Below are 21295 nucleotides of genomic sequence, written 5' to 3'. Positions count from 1 at the left end.
TTCTGAATGAAACGAAGTGGAGTGAAGAATCTAAAATGAAAATGTAGAGATTTTTCCTTCGTCAGAATGACAAACACACTATCTTAATTATGTAAAATCAAACTTTCTCTAACAAAACCAAGCTATGGTCATTTCCACCCAAATGATTATACAAAAGAATATTTTTAATGCTATCTTTTTTACAGAATTAATCAACATCACTTCCGGAATCTCCTGGTTTTTAATAATTTGACAAGCTATAAAGGTTGAAAATCCACTCGCTGTATTGAATTCTCCACTCAAATGTTTGTAATAAAGTAACGAAGAATTTGGAAATAATTCCGATGTATTTTGATAATAAGCGTCCGATTTTGAATCTCCGCTGAAACCTAAAATCACAGCATCAATATCTTCGTTCTTCAAATTATTCTTCGCTAAAAAATCATCAATGAATTTCTGAGTTTCGTTTAATTCTAACGAATTAACAATCTGAATATCTTTTAATTGCGCATAAGAAGTTTCAGTTTTCTCTTTTCCTAAAACGAAAAAACTAGAACCTTCGCCCCAAATCACACCTTCAGTAGTTGAATTTAAATAATCAATCGGAAAATTTTCTTCTTTTTAATAGAATTATTGAGTTTGTACAATTCCATTGTTCTGTCGGTTTGTTCGTCTGTTGAACCCACCAAAACATTATCAGCTTCGCCGTCCAAAATCTGAAGTTTTGCATCCAACATTGAAAATTCGAGCGATGAAGAACAGTTGACGTAAGTGAAATTATAGCCGTGACATTGCAATCCCAAAGCAATTTGCCCGGCAACCGTATTGTGAGTTGACTGAATGAAAAAAGTTGGCGTTAGAAATTCCTCATTGTTTTCCAGAACATTTTTCAGAAACTTTTCAGAATCTTGAGAACAGCCCATTCCGGTTCCAACGATGATGGCGTCGGGTTTTTCAATTCCAGCTTCCTGCAAAGCTTTTGTGGAAGCTACGGAACTCATTTTTACCGTTTTAGACATTCTTCGGCTCATTGCTGGAGGAATGAATTCTTTATAATTCGGCTCAATAGCTTTTAAAATCTGAACTGAATTTTCAGGTTTTAAAGTGTCAAAGAAATTTTCGTTTAAAGTGTCCTGAACCGAGATGCAGGCGGCACTGTTGATGTAAACTGCACTCATTATTTAGAAAAAATTAAAGTTGAACAGTTTCCTCCAAATCCAAACGAATTGGAAAGTACGTGATTGATGTTTTTCTCTTTCAGTTTGGTAACCGGCGTCAAATCAAATTCTTCCATTTTCGTTTTAAAATTTAAATTTGGAAAAATCACATTATTCTGCATCGCCAAAATCGAGTAAACCGCTTCAATTCCCGCAGCCGCAGCCAAAGTATGACCGGTAAACGCTTTTGTAGAACTGAATTCAGGAACCTGATTTTCGCCAAAAATCCGAATCATTGCAACGCCTTCTGACAAATCATTATTCGGAGTCGCCGTTCCGTGAACGTTGATGTAATCAATGTTTTCTTTATCTAGACCAGAAACTTTTAACGCTTTTTCCATTGCTAAAAACGCACCTTGTCCGTTTTCCGAAGAAGCGGTTTGGTGATGCGCATCGTTGGCATTTCCGTAACCGGAAAGATAAGCGAGGACTTTTTTGTTTTCTTTTTTCACCACTTCATCAGATTCCAAAACAAGGAAAGCGGCTGCTTCGCCCAGATTCAGACCTTTTCTGTCGTTGTCAAAAGGCGTATTGTAAGAATCCGTCAAAATCATCAGCGTATTAAATCCATTCAAAGTAAATTTTGAAAGAGAATCTGTTCCGCCAACAATCACACGGTCAAGAACGCCGTTTTTAATGAGTTTTGCGCCCATCATAATCGCATTGGCGGCTGACGAACAGGCTGTGCTGATGGTAGAAACCATTCCTTTCAAGCCTAATAATTCTGCAATCGCCAGAGATGAATTTCCGGCATCGTGCGAGTCAATATATTTTTGCTTTTCAGGAAAATCTTCGTAGGTGTAGAAATATTTTTCGGTAATATCCATTCCGCCCACGCTGGTGGAGGAAATAAGTCCGGTTTTGTATTCATTAATATCGGAAATTCCGGCACTTTCTACAGCTTCCTTAGCGGCGACCATTCCCAACAAAGCAGTTCTTGTAACGTTGTTGTCCTCATTAAGCTGAAGTTTCTGAACAAGTTCTTCATTAGACAGTTTTATCTCGCCTGTTTTGATGCTTCCGGCGTGGCGTGTTTCAAACAGTTCAATGTCTGAAATACCGTGTTTACCGGTGGTCAGCGAAATAAAATTTTCCTCGACATTGTTACCAATGGAGGAAATAATGCCCATTCCTGTAATGGCAATTTTTTGACTCATCTTTTAATAATGTAGCAATGTATCAGTTTAACAGTGTAACAATATTGGTACATTGCTAGATTGATACATTGTTAGATTGAATTATTTTGTTCTGTTTTCTTCGATGTATTTCGCCATCACCTCGATAGACTGGAAGATTTCTTTTCCTTTTTTTGGGTCAGATAATTTGATTCCATAGTCTTTGTCAAGAAGGACGATTAATTCCAAAGCGTCAATAGAGTCCAATCCAAGACCACCACCAAATAATGGATCTGTGTCTTTGATTTCTTCTATTGCAACGTCTTCAAGATTAAGAACTTCTATGATTTTGTTTTTTAATTCTAATTTTAAATCTTCCATAAATAAATTTCATTTATAATGTACCAATGTATCAGTTTAGCAATTTACCAATTATTTCAAGGTATTTAATTATTGGTAAACTTTTACATTGTTAAATTGTTATATTACAAAGTCAGCAAATATACAAAAGCTTTATAACTTTCCTGATATAGTTCGACCCAGCCGCACAAGACTTTTTCAGCTTTCCCTGATTGCAGAATCTGTGCCGCGTATGAGTTTAAAAACTCTTCATCAAATTCATCCAAGACGAAAAAGGCATTTTCAGTCTGCATTTTATGTTTAATGCTGATTTCGCCAACGCAAATGTTAGGTAAAGTGTATACAAAAACGGCAGGACTCGGGAAATAATTTTCCTGAGAATTGATGCTTTCCTGATATTTAAAATCGGTGTCGAGGCTTGATGATTTGTTGGCGAAAACCAAGGCAGTTTTACTGTGGTCGTCGTTTTTCAGAATCATTTCCGAAGCGAGAAAGGCCAGTTTACTGAGATTATCCATTTTGTGAAATTTTGGATAATTCAGTTCTAAAGTTTTATAAGCTTCTTTTGCAAAGTCTGAGAAATTTTCGGTTTGGCTTTCAAAAACAATTTGTTCATTGACAATTATTTTTGAGCTTTTTATAGTGCAGGATTGTATTGTTGTCATTAATGAATTTTGTAATTAAGGTTTTCGCTGTGGATTTTGATGAGTATTAAAAACAGAGAAGACCACAATTTCATTTTCTATCAATTCAAAAATGATAACGTAAGGGAATTTTTGGATGTAAGCCTCACGCAAATTTCCTTTTTTCAAAGGAAAATGTAGCGGATTATTTTGAATTCTAGAAAAATAAGATTCAACCTTTTGTGTGAATTTTTCTCCAAGTCCAATTTGGCGGCTTTCGTACCATAATGCAGATTCAAGCAAATCAGCCTCAGCATTTGGAGATAAGGAAAGATGATAAATCATAATTTCTCCAGCAATCTTGCTTTCACTTCTTCCCAAGAAGATGTTTTTAATTCACCTTTTAAATATTTTTGACGTTCTTCTTCAATCTTGTCATAAATATAATCCGGAACTTGATGATAATCAGAAGGTTCTATGTCAAAATCTTCCTCTTCAGCATCAATGATTGCATTGAAAATACGAAGTATACGTTCATCTGCATCATCAATGTAATCGTGAATTCTTTTTCTGATTTCTAAAGTAGATTCCATTTTTTAAACTTTAATTCTATCAAAATTACAAAAATTTTCTTACGCTTTCTCTAAAACAATGGCCGCATTACATCCACCAAAACCAGAAGCTGTTTTCAGAATGTATTTAATTTCTGCCGATTGATTTTCTTTAATAATATTCAAATCCTGAGAAACGCCCATTTCTTCGAAGTTTTTAGACGGAATCAAAATATTGTTCAAAGCAGATTCCATTGAAATGATGCTTTCCAATAAACCTGATGCGCCCAAACAATGTCCATAATAGCCTTTCATACTGTTTAAGGGAACATTTTGCAAATCCATTCGGTTGAAAGCAATGGCTTCCATCTCGTCATTGTAAAGGGTTGCCGTTCCATGAGCGGAAATATAATCGATTTGTTCTGCGGAAACATTTGCTTCTTTTATCGCATTTTGAACGCTGGCAAATAACCCGTCGCCAGTTCTCGATGGTCCGGAAATATGATTAGCATCATTAATCGATGAATCGCCTAAAACTTTAAACTTAAATTTTTCGTTTTGTGAGGTTGCTTCGTCATTTTGTTCTTCGCAATGACCCGTGATATAAACTACTGCCGTCGCTTCGCCCAAATTAATTCCGTTTCGATTTTTATCGTAAGGTTTGCAAGGTTCACTTGCAATCGCTTGAAACGAATTAAAACCCGAAATCACAAACTCAGAAATCTCGTCTCCTGCGACTACAAATGCATTTTTGTATTTTCCTGCCTGAATCATATTCTTTGCCACAGAAATCGCCATTACACCAGAAACACAAGCATTGGAAACGACAATTGGTTTGGTTTTAAATCCAAAAAAATCAGCTAGTTTTTGAGCTAAATTTGAAAGGTAAACGCTTTCCGGTAAAGTGGTTTCGTTTTTTAATAAACTGATATTTCCTTTTGTTGTTGAAAGAATAAAAGCTGTTTCATCTGAAATTTCATGTCTTTCTACCAAAGGTCTCAGGCTCAGCAAAAACATTTTTTCAAGTCTCGTGAAATTTTCATTGTCATTCTGGGCGGAGTCAAAGAATCTATTAAATTCCTCTTCCAATTTTTCAGAATCAATTTTAGAAACAAAAAAAGCGTCGTGATTGTCTATGATTTTATGCAAAGCGACACCGGATTTCCCTTCCAAAAGTGCCTTCCAATTTGATTCAACATCAAAACCTAAAGGTGTGACGCAATTGTAATCCGTAATGTAAATTTCCTTCATCATAATCCCATTTTATCTTTCCAGGTTTGAAAAAACTCAGGATTGTACAGGCATAAGTTATTGTCAGAATCTAAAAAACCTGAATGGTCTCGCCGCTACAAACCAATTGATTTTGTTGGTTAAAAATCTCGTATTTATAAATCAATTTCGCAGAAACAGAATTCATGAAAGTCGTCACGATATTGAATGTTTCTCCATATTTCAAAGGAAGAAAGTGTTCGCAGGTACTTTTCACAATCGGTGTTACAAATCCTGCTTTTTGGATGTCGAGATAGGTCAAGCCGTGCTGTCTTCCGAAAGCCTCTCTTCCGTCTTCAAAATACACTATGTAATGCCCATGCCACACGATGCCCAGCGGATCTGTCTCATTGAATCGTACGCGTATTTCTTCGGTACAAGTTAAGTTTTCTTTAGACTGCATTTTGTTTCCGTTCATATAGTAAAGAGATGGTTACCATCGCAATATAAAATAAAAATAAGAAAATCAGTTCCTTAGCAATTTCGCCAATGCCGCTGTTTCTTAAAATAATATCGTAATACGCATTCAGTCCCCAATTCATCGGGGAAAACTGCGCAATTTTCTGCATAAATTCAGGCATCAGGAAAACTGGAACCCAGATTCCGCCAATCGCTGCCAAAACTACCACCGAAGTTGCTCCAAATGGTGCTGATTGTTCCTGAGTGTTTGACATTGTTCCTATTAAAACCCCAAATCCAATCGCTGCCAATCCTGCAAAAAGAGTGACAATGAGAAGGTGGAACATTTTTCCGGAAACATCAAACTGAGGTAAGTCCATCAGCGGGAAAAGCCAGATTCCTACCGCAACCATCAGTAAAAACTGGATGACGCAGATGATAAGATATGTGAATGTTTTTCCTAAAATATGAATGTAATACGGCGTCGGGCTCACACGAACTCTCACGCTCGTTCCTTGACTTTTTTCTTTGACTAAATTAATCGACAAAGGCACCACAATAAAGAAAATAGCAAACAATGCCCACGCCGGAACGTTGTGCTGAACGGAATTCGGCATCAGTTCTTCTTTGCCTTTGTTAGGTGTGATTTCTTTGAAGGTAATAAGACTTTTATTTTCTAGGTCTTCCGTGGTCCCGAGTTGGTCTTGGAAGGCTTTGTATATTTTTTTATTCTCGATTTCGAAAACCATTTTGTTGATGGCATTCATCACAGAATTTTTGAAACCGGCGTTGGTTGCAGGGTCGAAATAGAGATGAATGTCTTTCGTTTTTGAAGCCACAGCTTTTGTCGCAGTCGAATCGGCTTCCAAACCAAACGAGCTTACGACGGTCTGAACTTTAGAATCGATATTTGAATTTAAATCTTTCGTTAAATTTTCAGGAATGACAATAGCCATCTGATAATCTCCCGTAAAGACAGCTTTTTCAGCTGATTTTTCATTGTAATCCGTGACTAACTCAAATGTTTTGCTGGTTTCCAGTTCTTTTTTAATGACTTTGGAAACTTCAGATTTATCATTGTCAATAAAAATAATCGGGATTTTTGAACCTTCCAGATTTTTGAATGTTGAATCCTGAATTAAAGTAATCGTAATAATCAGCAACAACGGCATCAAAAAAATGATGACAATTCCACCCGAATCTCTTTTCAACAACTGAATTTCCTTGATGAAACTTCTCCACAATTTATACAACATCTCTCAATTCTTTTCCGGTTAATGAAATAAAAACATCCTCCAAGTTTTCCGCATTGGCAACTTTTTCCACCAATTCTTCCGGCGTTCCTGTCGCATGGATTTTTCCGTGGTCGATGATGGCAATTTTTGTACAGAATTCCTCAGCTTCCGATAAGTGATGAGAAGTGTAAATAATGCACGTTCCTTTTTTATTTAAATCTAAAAGATAATCGATGATGGCTTTTTTTGACTGAACATCTACGCCAACGGTCGGCTCGTCCAGAAACAAAACTTTTGGGTTGTGAAGTGTTCCGGCAATCAGATTGCAACGGCGTTTCATTCCGCCTGAGAACTGGTCGACTTTTTTATGGGCAAATTTCGTTAAGCCCATCAATTCCAATGCTTCGTCAATTTCTTTGTGAAGGTTTTTAGATTTTAAACCATACAGACTTCCGAAGAACAAAAGGTTTTCTTTTGCTGTCAAAGTCGGGTAGAGCGCATATTCCTGAGGAACAACGCCGATGATTTGTTTAATTTTGGAACCGTCTTTTTTAGGAGACAATCCGTTGATGGTAAAACTTCCTGAGGTTGGTTTGATTAAACCTGAAAGCATAGAAATCAGCGTGGTTTTTCCCGCTCCGTTGGGACCGAGAATTCCATAGATTTCGTTTTTATCGATGTTCAAAGAAATATCATTAACCGAAAAGTCTTCCGAATTTTTGTATTTCTTGTAAAGATTTTTTATTTCGATGATATTCTCCAAACTATATTGCTTTTCTCAATTTCTTATAAAAAGCTTCCTCCAAATCAGCAATATGAAGCATTGATTTTGAAAGCTGATTGTAAATGTCGCTTTTCGAATTTCTGTTTTTGTAAACTCTTGCAATATCCACAGCAAAATCTCTCCAAAGGTCACCGATGGCAGTGATTTCTTTGGATAATTCCTTTAACTCGTCATTTTTAAGAATTACAGCGGATTCCTGTAAAAAAGCACCATAAATAAACCTGAATCCGCCACCGCCGGTTCCGATTTCCTCCTGCATTCTGATGAGTTGTCCGAGATAATGATTGGTCACTTTCGTGCCTTTTTTCTCTGCCCATCTCGGGATGCTTTTCGCCACCCAACGCATTGCTTTTACTCCAATGATCGGAACAGGAGCCAACATATTTTTACAAGTGTCTTTGATTCCTTTTTTGATAGCTTCTTCCAAGTTTACATTTTCCGGAATGTGCGTAGGGAAATACATATGACCTTTCGGAGCGAGTGCGCCTTTCGCATAACGTACTTTTTCCAATTCAGCTTCCGTCAAAGTTGTTGCGAAATCCATTACAGGGTCACTGATGAGGAATTTTCCGTCTTCTTTTCCGTAAACCACTAAGTTGTGAGCATTAAAATGGAATTTATATTCTTCAGGAAAATAAGTAAGGTTGAAAACGCCTACTTGCAAACCTGTCGGGATATTTTGTTCTAAATTTTTCTCTAAAGCAGCCTGAGCTTCTTTCGGGTTTGAAAATTTAACTCTTTTGATTTTGATACCCAATCTTTTTGCCGCTTTGCTGAAAATAGCTCCCGGCATCGGACGGTAACTGAAACCGGGCGCAAAATTTACTTTCAAAAAAGGCAAATACACGAAAAATAATCCCGAACCGATTCCGAAAATCATGGGTTCGCTAAGTTTTAAACCTCTGTTGAGAAGTAAATTGGAGGCAACACCGTTTTCGCAGTGGGCTGTCTGATGGTGTTCAAAATTGATCTTCATTTATTTACCGTCGAAGTTTTTTAATTCATCTACTGAAATTCCGAACGTGTCGGCGTATTTTTTCAAAGTAAAATCGCTGAGTTTTTTAAATATTTTCGGTTTTGCGTGTCTTTTGACCGTCCATTGCCACTTTCCAACGTACGCTGCGAGAACCTGTAAATCCATTTTATTTAATTCCATAAAATAGATGATTGGACTCACGATATTGTTGGCCACATTTTGTTTTGCTTCTTCGATTCTCTCGTTGATGAGCGCCATCGACTCGTCAAGGGCTGCCTTTTTTGCTTCCCAGCCGATGCTTTGAGCGGTGGTATAATTGTTATTTTCATCAGTCACATATAACATTTCAGTCATATTTGCTGATTGAAGATTACTTTCGTCTTGTGGAATATCTTGTTTTTTCACCCGAAAAGATTGATGTTTTAATAATCAGATGATATTATATGCATCTGTTTCTTACTGATTTTTCAATGCGCTAAAATAATAAAAATGCAGGACATAGGATAATGGAATATATCGAGACAAATTGCTCAGATTTAAAGCAAATTCTTTGTAATTCGTCGTGATTTGATATTTAATTACATCATAAATACATTGAACTTGTGTCCATCGGGATCTGAGAAAGTAAATCCGTAATACTTGTCACCAAATTTTTTCGGTTCAGATTCTATTTTTCCGCCAGCGTTTTTCACAGAGTCTGCCCAATCATCAACTTCTTCTTTTGTTTCTGCTGATAAAGTGAAAATAATTTCATTGGAATTCGGATTGTTCAGAAATTTGAGATCTGTATTTTTCTCTAAAATATCTTTTAGGAAAAAATGAATCACAAAGTTATTGTCGCCAAAGAAAAAACTTGTCAATTCGTCAGCACGACCATTTGATTTAAATCCTAATGCATTGTAAAACTTAGTAGTGCGGTCAAGATCTTCCACGGCAAAGTTTGCCCAAATCATTTTGGTTTTCATAAGATATTATTGATTAGTAAGTTACTGAGTGCAAAATCTATTCCTTGTGAGCGTGTATTCGTTAAAATATATTCCAATCTTAGATTTACAGATAATTTAAAGCTGAGAAAATTTTAATTAAAATAATAATTGCTCTATCGGAGCAAAACGTTTGTAGAAAAAATTAAACGTAATTAAAGGAGAGCTCCGTAGGAGCGGCATTTCGATATAGCGAGATGTAAATTTCATAGTCTGTAACAAACACTTTCATTTTAAGACTAATCATTTTATATTAAAATGATTTAATAAATTCTACTATGAAGAAAGTTTTTATTTCTCTTTCATTCTTTTCATGATCAATGCAATGGCGCAGAAATTTGATACGCAGACAGTGACCGACGGTCAGGGTTATACGTACGAAACTGTGAAAAATGATCAGGCTGGAGTGAGAGTCTATACTTTAAAAAACGGATTGAAAGTTTATCTCGCAAAGAACGACGATGCTCCGAGAATTCAGACGTATGTGCCTGTAAGAACGGGTTCAAACAATGACCCGAGTGATAATACCGGATTGGCTCATTATCTTGAGCACATGGTTTTCAAAGGAACTTCTCATTTGGGAACTCAGGATTGGGCAAAAGAAAAAGTTTTGCTTCAGCAGATTTCTAACCTTTATGAACAACACAAAGCAGAAAAAGATCCTGAAAAGAAAAAAGCACTTTATAAAAAGATCGATGAGGTTTCTAACGAAGCTTCAAAATTTGCAATTGCTAACGAATATGACAAAGCAATTTCATCTTTGGGGGCGACGGGAACCAATGCTCACACTTGGTTAGACGAAACAGTTTACAAAAACAACATTCCGGCTAACGAATTGGAGAAATGGCTGAAAGTTGAAAAAGAACGTTTCTCAGAATTGGTTTTAAGACTTTTCCATACAGAATTGGAAGCAGTATATGAAGAATTCAACAGAGCTCAGGATAACGACAGCCGCTTGGTAAATTATGCTTTAATGGAAGCGCTTTTTCCTAAACATCCGAACGGACAACAGACTACGATTGGTACTTCAGAACATTTGAAAAGCCCGTCAATGGTGGCGATTCATAAATATTTTGATACGTATTATGTGCCTAATAATATGGCGGTTGTTTTGGTTGGAGATTTAGATTTCGACAAAACGATAAAATTAGTTGACCAATATTTCGGGTCGTTCAAATACAAAGAACTCCCGATGAAGAAAATGGTTTCTGAAGAGCCAATGACTCAGGTGGTAACAAGAACTGTAAAAAGTCCTTCTACACCAAGAATGACGATGGCTTGGAGATCTGATTCTTACGGAACAAAAGATGCAAGATTGGCAAGTATGATTGGTGAAATCTTAAGCAACAGCGGTGACGCAGGTTTGATAGATTTAAATATCAGCCAAAAGCAAAAAGTTCTAAGCGCAGGAGCTTATGAATCTCCTTACAAAACTTATGGTGCGTTTACAATGTATGTTGTGCCGAAAGAAGGACAAAGTTTTGATGAGGCTAAAAAATTGTTGCTTGGACAATTAGATTTGGTTAAAAAAGGACAGTTCCCGGATTGGATGCTGAAAGCCATCGTGAACGATATGAAAGTACAGCGTATGAAAGGTTGGGAAACTGCAGACGGTTTGGCAACAACTTTATACAATGCTTACATAAACGAAAGAACCTGGCAACAGGAATTAGACGAAATTAATGATTACGAAAAAATCACCAAAGCAGATATCGTGAAATTTGCGAATGAGTTTTTCAAAGACAATTATGTTGTCGTTTATAAAGAAAAAGGAGTGAATGACAAATTGGTTCGTGTACAGAATCCTGCCATCACGCCAATTAAACTCAACAGAGAAGCGCAGTCGCCTTTCCTTAAAGATATTTTAGGAACAAAAGCGGGAGATATCAAACCTCAGTTTATTGATTACAAAACGGCAATTGCTACTTCTGAAATTAAAGACAAAAAAGTAAGCTTCGTTGAAAACAAATACAACAAAGTAGCTCAGGTAAATTATATTTTCCCTTTTGGGACAGATAATGACAAAGAATTGAGCCTTGGAGTAAGTGTTCTACAATATTTAGGAACTGATAAATACACTCCTGAACAATTAAAAGAAGAATTCTACAAATTAGGAATTTCAAACAGCTTCAGAACTTCAAATGACCAAACGATCATCTCTCTGAGCGGATTGGAAAGCAACATGAAAAAAGGGGTAGAATTGCTGAACCACTGGATGACCAACGTAAAAGCCGACAAAGCAATCTACGACCAAACCGTAAAAACAATCTTAGAATCAAGAGAAGTTGGTAAAAAAGATAAGGGAAGAATTATGGCAGCACTTTCTAATTACGCTAAGTATGGAAAGGACTCCAGAATGACTGATATTATTTCTAAGCAGCGTTTGGAAAGCATCAACGTGAATGAATTGATGTCAAAAATCAAAACATTAAACCAATATCCTTACGAGGTTTTCTTGTACGGAGAAGATCAGAAAGGTCTTGAAAAAGCGGTGAAACCTTTTATTGACAACACCAAACTACAGCCTGCAACTGCAAAAGTATATGCGGAGCCTGCAACTGAAGGTAAAATATATTTCACCAACTATGACATGGTGCAGATGGAAATGGCGAAAGTTGCTAAAGGAGGCAACGTAAACTTAGCAGACTTCGGAAAGTCTAATGTATTCAACGAATACTTCGGACGTGGTTTATCTTCTATCGTTTTCCAGGAAATAAGAGAGAGTAAGTCATTGGCTTATTCAGCATATGTTTCTTTTGGTACAGCTTCTGAGAAGAATCACCCGAATTATGTAACCAACTACATCGGAACTCAGGCCAATAAATTGCCTCTTGCTGTAAATGCAATGAATGATTTGATGGCCGATTTCCCACAAATTCCGGCACAGTTTGAGAACTCTAAAGGTTCAGCGTTGAAGCAGATTGCCTCAAACAGAATCAACAGAACCAATATTTTCTACAATCAATTGGCGTTGAAAAAACTAGGTGTTGATTATGACATCAGAAAAGATATCTATGCAGAAATTCAGACATTAAGCCTGCCACAACTGACAAGCTTCTACAATACTGAAATCAAACCGTTGAAATATAATACCGCCATCATCGGGAAAAAAGAAAACCTGAATATGGAATCAATCAACAAAATGGGAGAATTCAAAGAAGTTACCCTAGAAGAAATCTTCGGATATTAATTTTTCATTAATATAAATTGTTTGAAGTGAGGCAGAAATGTCTCACTTTTTTGTTTAATTTAGAAGCTGTTTTAAGTACTGATGAAAGATAATTTACTAATACAATCACTTACAATTCTTTCAAAAGATGCATCTGAGCAAGAAGAATATATTCACAATTTATTTAAAGATGAAAAATATACTAATGCTGAAGAACTTCTTTTGGAATTTGAAGATGCTACATTTATGATTGAAAGTTATTTAAATGATCAAGAGATAAGCAGTTTATTTTTTGAGCTAAAAAAATTAATAGACGAAATTGATATTAAAAAATTATTCTATACTCACCAATTAAGGCATGGCTTATGGGAAAGAGTACGTCTTACAAGTAAAGAGCTTTTGATTATCTTAAAAGATCAAATTTAATAGACAGAATAAAAGCTGCTCAGTTTTGGGCAGCTTTGTTTGTAAATACCGAAATTTTAGATTTAATCTATGAGGTCAAGTTTTCTCAATTCATACTCTACATCATGGTCTTCAAGTTGAGTATTATTGATTTTTTTAAAGTTAAGTCTTTCCAAAAGCTGAACGGCCCGATGATTGTCTCTATTGGTTACTGCCCAAATACGGTCAAGGCCAATTTCTTGTAATCCATAATCTATCGCTAATGAGAGAGCCTGCGTCATGTAACCTTTTCCTTGTGATTCTGAGAGCAAAATGCAACCCAGTTCACCACCGTTGTTTTCGAAGCCTCGATAGTAGCCACAAGTACCTACAATATTATTTGTAGAATTCTCTGCAATCCCCCAATGAATAGAATTTCCAGTAATATAATCCTGGTTGATTTTATTCTGCATTTCTTCTGCTATTTCTACAGTTGTTGCTTTTACGGCATCGTAAAAAGAGATTTCAATAAGAGCCGGCATATCAGCGGATGTAATATTTCTCAGCGTGATGTTTTCATTTGAAACTATAGGAAAACTAGAATAGGGCGGTGTTCTCATTTGATTTCTTAAAGATTGTGTAAAAAATAAATAGAAATACTAAGTACGAATTATTTTCTCCTTTTATACTTTAAATGAATCAATAAATATACCTCATCTTTCTCTATGTCTTTGCACCAAGTACGTTCGGTAACCAACGCATTTTCATACAGATAAAGATCTTCCACATTATTGACATATTCTAATCTTTCGGAAGTTTTATATTTAAAAAATGAAATCAGGTTCACCTCATCACCTACTGCAGGCGCAACAGGAAACTCCACAGAGTTCTCAAACTCAAATTCTATATCGTAGGAATAAAACCTTACTTTAACGCTCATACTTTTATTTTTATCAAATATATCGAAAATAAAGGGGTTTTTAAGAACATAATTTATACTCGTAGCTTATGAAATTTCTTTTTTTTGATGTGTGTTTTAATTTTAGAGACAACTTATACGCAAAGTTTGTCATTCCATAGGAATTCAAACGAGATTCCTTAGATTCCAGAATAAATCGTAAGCTTTAAATTGAGTTTTAATTCTATGTTTACTCTGTTGCAGCCCGACTTGAGCGGAAATCCTTTTTTCGCTTTGGGAAAAGCTTTGGCAAAAAAGATTGGGAGCGGAAGGCGGAAAAGCTGCCCTAAAAAATATTGAAAATTAATCAATATCATCCCAAAAATCGAAATAGTTGAACCATTGAAGCGGATATTTTTGAATCATTGATTCAAGGTTTTGAGTATAAGAATTTAAAAGCCCCTGTGCATCGCGTTTTTTCACGTTTTCCGCAACTCTAGCATACAAATGATAATGAAGATTTTTTTCTTTCATCACATAGACATAAACAACCGGAACGCCCAATCTGGAAGCAATAAGGAACGGACCTGCAGGAAATTTTGCACTTTTCCCTAATAAATCTCCCTCAAGAAATTTTGAACCTTCAAAATAACGGTCACCTGTAAAGCAAATCAATTCGTTTTTTGACAAAGCTTCATTGATGTCGAAAATATGCGACATGTCATCTTTTACATAAATGAATTTGATGTTGCTTTTCTTTACAGAAACACTTTCAAGATATTCTTTAATGACTGTAACTTCCTGATCTGTAGTAACTAAATTAATCTGACAATCGAAATCAATTTCGGCAAAAAAATGTTCTGCAATTTCGAAATTTCCGATGTGCGCGCTAATAAGAACACCACCCTTTTTTTCGGCTAAAAGGCTTCTGAGATTTTCTATTCCGTCGAATTCGTAGGTGTATTTATCTCTTAAACCTGCAGAAATAGCAGTCTTATCAATCAAAACCGTCCCAAATGTAAAATAGCTTTTGAATACTGAAAATTTTGATTTCCAATATCCATAGTTTAATCTTTTTTGAAAGTAATAAGAAATGTAATGATTGCTTTTCTTCTCGAAAAGGGAATAGTAAGTTGCAACGAAATAAAGAACAAAATAAGAACTGCGGATTCCCATATTTCTAATGCACCAAACAAAGATTCTGTATCCTAAAATTGAGCCTTTAGACTTGCCTTTCCACTTGTTCATAAATACAATTCACCAATTTATCAATTCAGTAATGTAACAAATTTATTCTCATTGGTACATTGCTAAACTGTTATATTGCTACATTTTTAAAGTAAATATTAGTCGATAATTAAGCTTTTTTCTCAGTGATTTTGTTTTCAATTGTCGAGTAGAAATCATCGAAAGTAACGATGTTTTTGAAATCGGCTTCTCCTAATTTCACACCAAAACTGGACTCGATGACCACCACCAAATCAATATAATCTAAACTGTCTAAGCCCAAAGTTTTCTTGAAATGGGCATCATTGCTGATCTCATCACCATCTACCTCAAACTCATTGATTAAAAAATCATTAGCAATGGCAACAATTTTTTCTCTTTCCATGTTTTTTTTATTCAAATTTTTTAACGATTAATGCAGAATTTGTTCCTCCGAATCCGAAAGAATTCGACAAAAATACGTCAATTTTTTGATTTTTAGTTTCGGAGATTAAATTAATCTTTTTGGCGTCTTCATCGGGGTTTTCCAGATTGATATTAGGAGCTACAAAATCGTTCTGCATCATCAGAATGGAGTAAATCACTTCACTTGCACCCGCCATCCAGCATTCATGACCGGTCATCGATTTTGTAGAACTCACCGGCACTTCACTTCCAAAAATTTCGTGAATTGCTTTCGCTTCATTCCCATCACCAATTGGCGTTGAAGTCGCATGAGCATTGATGTAATCAATATCTTTCACATCTAAACCTGATTGTTTTAAAGCTCGGTTCATGGCCAAAGATGGCCCCTCAACATTGGGTGTAGAAATATGAGCTCCGTTTGAAGAAAAACCATAACCTACGATTTCTCCTAAAATAGTTGCGCCTCTTTTTTGTGCAGATTCTAAACTTTCAACAATTAAAGAAGCCGCTCCACCACTTGGAATTAAGCCGTCTCTTTCAGAATCAAAAGGTCTTGATGCCTTGGTCGGTTCATCTTCTCTTACCGAAAAAACGCCCAAACCATCAAAACTCGCCATCGAATATTTATTGGTTTCCTGAGCACCACCGCAAACGATGATGTCCTGAAAACCGTTTTTAATCATCATATAAGCCAACCCTAAAGAATGAGAACCGCTTGCACACGCTGCGCTGATGGTTAAATTGATTCCTCTTAATTTAAAAATCGTAGAAAGATTCATCGTCACAGTGGAATTCATCGATTTGAAAATCGCTCCTGAACCCATTAAAGTCGTATCTTTTTTTTCCCTCGCAATGTCGATAGATTCTACAACTGCTTTTGAAACACTATCGTTTCCATATAAAATTCCGACCTCATTTTGGTCTAAAAAATCCTGGTCGATATTGGCTTGCTTTAAAGCATCAAGGGTTGCGACATAAGCATATTCGCTTTCCTCGCCCATGCTTACACGCTGGCGTCTGTTAAGATGATTCTTCAAATCAGGTTTCGGAACAACTCCGGATAAACCAGATCTGAAACCAAATTCCTTTCTTTCATCAACTAAAACAATTCCAGATTTACCTTGATACAGGGATTCTTTCACTTCTTCCAAAGAAGTTCCGATGCAAGAATAAATTCCCATTCCGGTAATGACTACCCTATTTTCCATCTTTTTAAATTTAACAATGTATCAGTCTAGCAATGTAACAATTTTAAACATTGATAAACTGATACATTGTTATATTGGCACATTATTTTACGAATAAATTCCTCCGTTAATATTAATAATTTCTCCTGTGATGTAGGAAGATTTTTTTGATGCTAAAAATGCGACTAAATCTGCCACTTCTTCCGCTTCACCAAATCGGTTGGCGGGAATCATAGCTTTCAGTTCGTCTTCGTTGAAATCCTGCGTCATATCTGTTTTAATGAAACCGGGAGCAACAGCGTTTACTGTAATATTTCTTTTAGCAACTTCCTGAGCCAAAGCTTTTGTAACTCCGACTAAAGCACCTTTTGCGGCTGAATAATTGGTTTGTCCCGCAGTTCCTTTCACTCCGGAAACAGAAACCATATTGATAATTCTGCCGTATTTGTTTCTCAATAATTTCTGAATGAAGAAATTGGTCACGTTATAAAATCCATTTAAACTCGTGTTAATCACAGAATTCCAATCTTCGCTTGGCATCCACATGAATAATCCGTCTCTTGTAATTCCGGCATTATTGACGATAACCTCAACGATAGCTTTTGGATTGTTTTCTTGCCATTCATTTAAAACTTTCTGGGTTTCTTCGGCATTACCTACATCGAATTTAAGAATTTCTCCTGTAGAACCCAGCTCTTCCACTTTAGCTAAAGTTTCCTTGGCTGCAGCTTCGTTTGAAGTATAATTAATTAAAATATGATAATTTTTCTCCTCAGCTAGTTTTATACAGATTGCTCTTCCGATTCCGCGGGAACCACCTGTTATGATTGCACATTTCATATGTGTTATATTTTTTTTATCTGATCGGTATCCAATTGTTGAACACTTTTGTAATTTGATTCATTGTCATAGGTTTCACCTGCGGCTATTCATATTGAACCCTTCGGGTTTTCATTTTCAAACCACTTATTTCTTCAAATAATCCTTCACTTTTTGAAGATACGGGTACATTACCATGTCATCCGAAAAAGCCGGGATTAATTGTCTGATATCATCATACAATTCTTTTGTTTTAGATGAAACTTTATCCTGATACCCGCAATATTCAATTGCCTGAACGACTGTAATGGCTTCGATTGCCAAAACTTCAAACGCATTTTCAATTACTTTTCTGCAAATCACCGCAGCATTCGTTCCCATGCTTACAATGTCCTGATTATCATTATTATTAGGTATACTATGAACGTACATCGGGTTCGATAACATCTGGCTTTCCGCCGTTGTAGAAGTTGCTGTAAACTGAACGCCCTGCATCCCGAAATTAAAACCTAATTTACCTAAATTTACGAAAGGAGGCAAGATTTCGTTGATTTTTGAATTTAAAAGGTAATTCAATTGTCTTTCTGCCAACATTGTGAGTTTCGTCACCACAATTTTTAGCTTATCCATTTCCAAAGAAATATAATCTCCGTGGAAATTTCCGCCATGGTAAACGTGCTGGTCTGCCACGTTGATGATCGGGTTATCGTTTGCCGAGTTGATTTCGTTTTCTAAAACTTTCTCGGTATATTCTAACGTATCTAAGACGGGTCCTAAAATTTGAGGAATACATCTTAACGAGTAATATTCCTGTACTTTTTCTTTGAAAACCTTTTCTTGCTCCTCAAAATGAGTATATAAATGATCGGCTCTTTTTCTGATCAACTTACTATCTGACAGATGAACACGCATTTTTTCTGCGATTTTTTGCTGACCTACGTGAAGTTTTGTTCCGTTCAGTACTTCCGAAAAATGATCATCGTAAGCCTGAACAATTTCGTTGATAGCGCAAGATAATTTAATTGAAATTTCAGTTAACTGATTGGCTTTGTATGCATTTACAATTCCAATTCCAGACATAACCGAAGTTCCGTTCATTAAAGCTAAGCCTTCGCGGATCTCCACCTGAATCGGCTCTAAGCCTTCAATTTCAAAAACTTTTTTGGTCGATTTTCTTTCGCCTTTATAAAAAACTTCGCCTTCGCCAATTAATACTAAAGCTAAATGGGCTAACTGTACTAAATCACCACTTGCTCCTACTCCGCCATGTTCGAAAATCAGTGGCGTAACATCTCTGTTTATTAATTCTTTAAGTAAATTCACAACAGATTCATGAACTCCTGAATTCCCTAATGACAAAGTGTTTAATCTTGCCAACATACAAGCTTTCACTTCATCTGCCGGAAGCGGATTTCCGATACCCGAAGAGTGACTTCTGATCAGATTATATTGAAGCTGGTGTGTATCTTCATCACTGATTTTGAACTGAGCCATCGGTCCGAAACCTGTATTCACACCATAAATTACTTTATTTTTTGAAAATTCTTTCAGAAAAGAAAAACTCTCATTCACTCTTTGGAGAAGTGATGGATCTAATTCTATGCTTTCGTTTTCAATAATAATTCTCTGAAAATCTTTCAGTTCTAAAAATTTATTTATTTTCATTAATTAAAGTAATAAGAGATAATTTTGTAAAATATAATTAATTGTCACTAATTTTGCGCAAAGATAAAAAGTTTTATTAAACAAATGGACAAAGAAATTGTTGATGTTTTAGTAATTGGAGCTGGACCTTCCGGATGCGTATCTTCTGCTTATCTGAAGAAGAATGGGATCAATGTAAAGGTAGTCGAAAAGACAAAATTCCCTCGACTTGTAGTTGGCGAAAGCCTTATACCGCGAGTGATGGATCATTTTGACGAGGCCGGATTGTTTCCTGCGTTAGATAAAATGGGCTTCGAAAAGAAACTCGGAGCACGTTTTATGCGTGGAAACGAAGTCTGCATTTTTGATTTCAGCAACAAATTCGGGAAAGGCTGGGACTGGACGTGGCAGGTTCCGAGAGCTGATTTCGACAATACTTTGGCTCAGGAAGTGATTAATAAAGGAGTTGATCTTGAATTTGAAACTGAAGTGATTGGCATTGAATTTAATGGAACCGATTCTATCACAACCGTAAAAAACAAAGACGGAAAAACTAAAGAAATCCATGCAAAATTCGTGATTGACTCGAGCGGTTACGGAAGAGTTTTGCCGAAACTTTTAGATTTAGAAAAACCTTCGAAACTGTCTCCGCATTCTGCTATTTTTGCACATGTTGAGGATATTAACAGAGAAGATGGTGAAGAGGGAACTTTAATTTCATTTGATATTATTGAAACCGAAGTTTGGCTTTGGGTAATCCCTTTTTCTAATGGAAATACAAGCATAGGAATAGTTGGCCCGACTGATTATATTGAAAAATTATCTGAAAACGGCGATACGACTGAAGCTTTGAGAAAAGCAATTTCACTTTCCGATTATTACGTAAAACGTTTCGGAGATGTGGAATTTTTATTTGAACCGAGACATCTGAAAGATTATTCCTGTTCAGTGAAAAAATTATTCGGAGACGGATTTGCATTGACTGGAAATGCTTCAGAATTCCTTGATCCTGTTTTCTCCTCAGGAATGGCATTTGCCACCGAAGGCGGAATGACTGCAGCAAAATTGGCAATTCGACAATTAAACGGTGAAAAAGTAGACTGGCAAACAGAATTTGCAGATTATATATTGTACGGCGTCAACGTTTTCACAACTTATGTGAAGGAATGGTACACCGGGAATCTTCAAGAATTATTTTTCCATCAGCCGGAAAACCCTGATGTGAAAAGAAAAATCTGTGCTGTTTTGGCAGGTTACGTTTGGGACAAAAAGAATACGTTTGTAAGAATACACGACACTGCAATCGTAAACCTTGCGAATTTCATTAAAGCAGAAAAACAACAAGCATAAAAAAACGGTCTGAAAATTTTCAGACCGTTTTTATTTTATTTCAAAGCTTTCTTGATTTCGGCCCCAAGTTTTTTACCTGTAATCTCATACGCTGCAGCGATTCTTCCGTATTCCCAAGAAAAATCTTTATTCATTTTTTTGCCCTGAATTTTATCTGCTTGTAATTTCATGATAACATTAGAAGGATTATCTGTTTCTACAAATAGTAGATCCGCAGTAAGTTTTGCTTCTTGCGAACCAATCATTCCACCGTACCAACCGGCATAAACCCATTTTGCATCGACAATTAAGGTATATTTTGCTTTGATGCCATTCCCAAAAGTTATATTTTTTGATTTAGCATTAATTCCTTTAAAAAAATAATCTAAATATTCTGAAGTTTTAAATCTATCCCATTGGTAAGTCCAATTTTTCCAGACTTTTTCACCTTTTCTTTCAGAAATATCAGCTTTTCTATTTTCAACATATTGAGTTTCGGTTACATTTTTCTCCTGATAAGTTGCATTATCAAATTTCAACTGAACATTTACATCTGTTTGGTCTTTCAAAAAATCAAAATTATCTCCGGAAACAAAATTAATTTGATTCTGAGCAAAAGTTGTCGATGCAATAGCAAAAAACAACATCAGGAATAGTTTCTTCATAGCTTATTTAAAATTTCCCGCAAAGATAAGCGTTCACTATCAATAAAATTTAAGTGATTAAAATATTTCCTATTTAT

Annotated in this window: 24 protein-coding genes and 1 pseudogene; 3 read left to right on the top strand and 22 right to left on the bottom strand. The window is 35.9% G+C overall.

The annotated features are described in order from the left end of the window. Positions 1-108: 108 nt before the first annotated feature. From EAG08_RS22160 to EAG08_RS12850, 14 genes and pseudogenes are all read right to left on the bottom strand, one after another. Entirely contained in the window at positions 109-552 is a 444-nt protein-coding gene (locus tag EAG08_RS22160; protein WP_228446556.1) for a hypothetical protein, read from the bottom strand. Between the two features lie 17 nt (positions 553-569). Continuing rightward, positions 570-1157, bottom strand: a complete 588-nt coding sequence (locus tag EAG08_RS22155; protein ID WP_228446555.1) for a beta-ketoacyl synthase N-terminal-like domain-containing protein — start codon at positions 1155-1157, stop codon at positions 570-572. Beyond that, positions 1157-2353, bottom strand: a complete 1197-nt coding sequence (locus tag EAG08_RS12905; RefSeq protein WP_129535802.1) for a beta-ketoacyl-[acyl-carrier-protein] synthase family protein — start codon at positions 2351-2353, stop codon at positions 1157-1159. Before EAG08_RS12905 ends, EAG08_RS22155 begins: the two co-directional genes overlap by 1 nt. Before the next feature lie 81 nt (positions 2354-2434). Beyond that, entirely contained in the window at positions 2435-2692 is a 258-nt protein-coding gene (locus tag EAG08_RS12900; RefSeq protein ID WP_129535801.1) for a phosphopantetheine-binding protein, read from the bottom strand. Positions 2693-2796: 104 nt separating this feature from the next. Beyond that, a complete protein-coding gene (locus tag EAG08_RS12895) occupies positions 2797-3336 on the bottom strand; it encodes a 3-oxoacyl-ACP synthase (RefSeq protein WP_129535800.1) in 540 nt (179 codons plus the stop codon). 15 nt (positions 3337-3351) lie between these two features. Further along, complete coding sequence (locus tag EAG08_RS12890) at positions 3352-3675, bottom strand: type II toxin-antitoxin system RelE/ParE family toxin (protein ID WP_129535799.1); 324 nt, start codon at positions 3673-3675, stop codon at positions 3352-3354. After that, positions 3636-3887 (bottom strand): hypothetical protein, encoded by a 252-nt coding sequence (locus EAG08_RS12885; protein WP_129535798.1) that lies wholly within the window; start codon positions 3885-3887, stop codon positions 3636-3638. The genes EAG08_RS12890 and EAG08_RS12885 overlap by 40 nt, the downstream gene beginning before the upstream one ends. Positions 3888-3926: 39 nt before the next feature. Further along, positions 3927-5099: a beta-ketoacyl synthase N-terminal-like domain-containing protein gene (locus EAG08_RS12880; protein ID WP_129535797.1), complete on the bottom strand. Its 1173-nt coding sequence runs from the start codon at positions 5097-5099 to the stop codon at positions 3927-3929. Then, positions 5096-5517, bottom strand: a pseudogene (locus tag EAG08_RS12875) (acyl-CoA thioesterase). The gene EAG08_RS12880 and the pseudogene EAG08_RS12875 overlap by 4 nt, the downstream one beginning before the upstream one ends. Further along, entirely contained in the window at positions 5507-6769 is a 1263-nt protein-coding gene (locus EAG08_RS12870; protein WP_129535796.1) for an ABC transporter permease, read from the bottom strand. Before EAG08_RS12870 ends, EAG08_RS12875 begins: the two are co-directional and overlap by 11 nt. Then, positions 6759-7511, bottom strand: coding sequence for an ABC transporter ATP-binding protein (locus EAG08_RS12865; protein ID WP_129535795.1), 753 nt, complete (start codon positions 7509-7511; stop codon positions 6759-6761). The genes EAG08_RS12870 and EAG08_RS12865 overlap by 11 nt, the downstream gene beginning before the upstream one ends. A gap of 1 nt (position 7512) precedes the next feature. Beyond that, positions 7513-8508, bottom strand: a complete 996-nt coding sequence (locus tag EAG08_RS12860; protein ID WP_129535794.1) for a BtrH N-terminal domain-containing protein — start codon at positions 8506-8508, stop codon at positions 7513-7515. Then, positions 8509-8913, bottom strand: coding sequence for a hypothetical protein (locus EAG08_RS12855; RefSeq protein ID WP_129535793.1), 405 nt, complete (start codon positions 8911-8913; stop codon positions 8509-8511). A gap of 173 nt (positions 8914-9086) precedes the next feature. Next, the gene (locus tag EAG08_RS12850; RefSeq protein ID WP_129535792.1) at positions 9087-9473 is read right to left on the bottom strand and encodes a VOC family protein; all 387 of its coding nucleotides are present in this window, start codon (positions 9471-9473) and stop codon (positions 9087-9089) included. 343 nt (positions 9474-9816) lie between these two features. Here EAG08_RS12850 and EAG08_RS12845 point away from each other — a divergent pair, with 343 nt between their 5' ends. Next, positions 9817-12681, top strand: a complete 2865-nt coding sequence (locus EAG08_RS12845) for a M16 family metallopeptidase (RefSeq protein ID WP_164998572.1) — start codon at positions 9817-9819, stop codon at positions 12679-12681. Between the two features lie 81 nt (positions 12682-12762). Beyond that, a complete protein-coding gene (locus tag EAG08_RS12840; RefSeq protein WP_129535790.1) occupies positions 12763-13086 on the top strand; it encodes a hypothetical protein in 324 nt (107 codons plus the stop codon). A gap of 62 nt (positions 13087-13148) precedes the next feature. Here EAG08_RS12840 and EAG08_RS12835 read toward each other — a convergent pair whose 3' ends face one another. From EAG08_RS12835 to hutH, 7 genes are all read right to left on the bottom strand, one after another. Further along, positions 13149-13664 carry a GNAT family N-acetyltransferase gene (locus EAG08_RS12835; protein WP_129535789.1) on the bottom strand — a complete coding sequence of 172 codons (516 nt, stop codon included), beginning with the start codon at positions 13662-13664 and terminating at the stop codon, positions 13149-13151. 50 nt (positions 13665-13714) lie between these two features. Next, positions 13715-13984, bottom strand: coding sequence for a hypothetical protein (locus EAG08_RS12830; protein WP_129535788.1), 270 nt, complete (start codon positions 13982-13984; stop codon positions 13715-13717). A 321-nt stretch (positions 13985-14305) separates the two neighbouring features. Further along, positions 14306-15190 (bottom strand): lipid A biosynthesis acyltransferase, encoded by an 885-nt coding sequence (locus tag EAG08_RS12825; protein WP_129535787.1) that lies wholly within the window; start codon positions 15188-15190, stop codon positions 14306-14308. A gap of 109 nt (positions 15191-15299) precedes the next feature. Further along, positions 15300-15554 carry an acyl carrier protein gene (locus EAG08_RS12820; protein WP_129535786.1) on the bottom strand — a complete coding sequence of 85 codons (255 nt, stop codon included), beginning with the start codon at positions 15552-15554 and terminating at the stop codon, positions 15300-15302. Between the two features lie 7 nt (positions 15555-15561). Further along, positions 15562-16782, bottom strand: coding sequence for a beta-ketoacyl-[acyl-carrier-protein] synthase family protein (locus EAG08_RS12815; protein ID WP_129535785.1), 1221 nt, complete (start codon positions 16780-16782; stop codon positions 15562-15564). 87 nt (positions 16783-16869) lie between these two features. Beyond that, the gene (gene fabG / locus EAG08_RS12810) at positions 16870-17601 is read right to left on the bottom strand and encodes a 3-oxoacyl-ACP reductase FabG (protein WP_129535784.1); all 732 of its coding nucleotides are present in this window, start codon (positions 17599-17601) and stop codon (positions 16870-16872) included. A gap of 126 nt (positions 17602-17727) precedes the next feature. Further along, complete coding sequence (hutH, locus tag EAG08_RS12805) at positions 17728-19245, bottom strand: histidine ammonia-lyase (protein WP_129535783.1); 1518 nt, start codon at positions 19243-19245, stop codon at positions 17728-17730. Between the two features lie 84 nt (positions 19246-19329). On the opposite strand from hutH, the gene EAG08_RS12800 reads away from it, so the two are divergent. Further along, entirely contained in the window at positions 19330-20574 is a 1245-nt protein-coding gene (locus EAG08_RS12800; RefSeq protein WP_129535782.1) for an NAD(P)/FAD-dependent oxidoreductase, read from the top strand. A 35-nt stretch (positions 20575-20609) separates the two neighbouring features. On the opposite strand, the gene EAG08_RS12795 is transcribed toward EAG08_RS12800, so the two are convergent. Next, on the bottom strand, positions 20610-21218 hold the full coding sequence (locus EAG08_RS12795) for a hypothetical protein (RefSeq protein ID WP_129535781.1): 609 nt from the start codon (positions 21216-21218) through the stop codon (positions 20610-20612). Positions 21219-21295 lie beyond the last annotated feature (77 nt).

Origin of the sequence: Chryseobacterium sp. 3008163 (genome assembly GCF_003669035.1) — a bacterium.
In the GTDB taxonomy this organism is placed as follows: Bacteria; Bacteroidota; Bacteroidia; order Flavobacteriales; family Weeksellaceae; genus Chryseobacterium.
The sequence above is the reverse complement of the archived record's forward strand: the minus strand, read 5'-3'. Positions and strand labels throughout refer to the sequence as shown.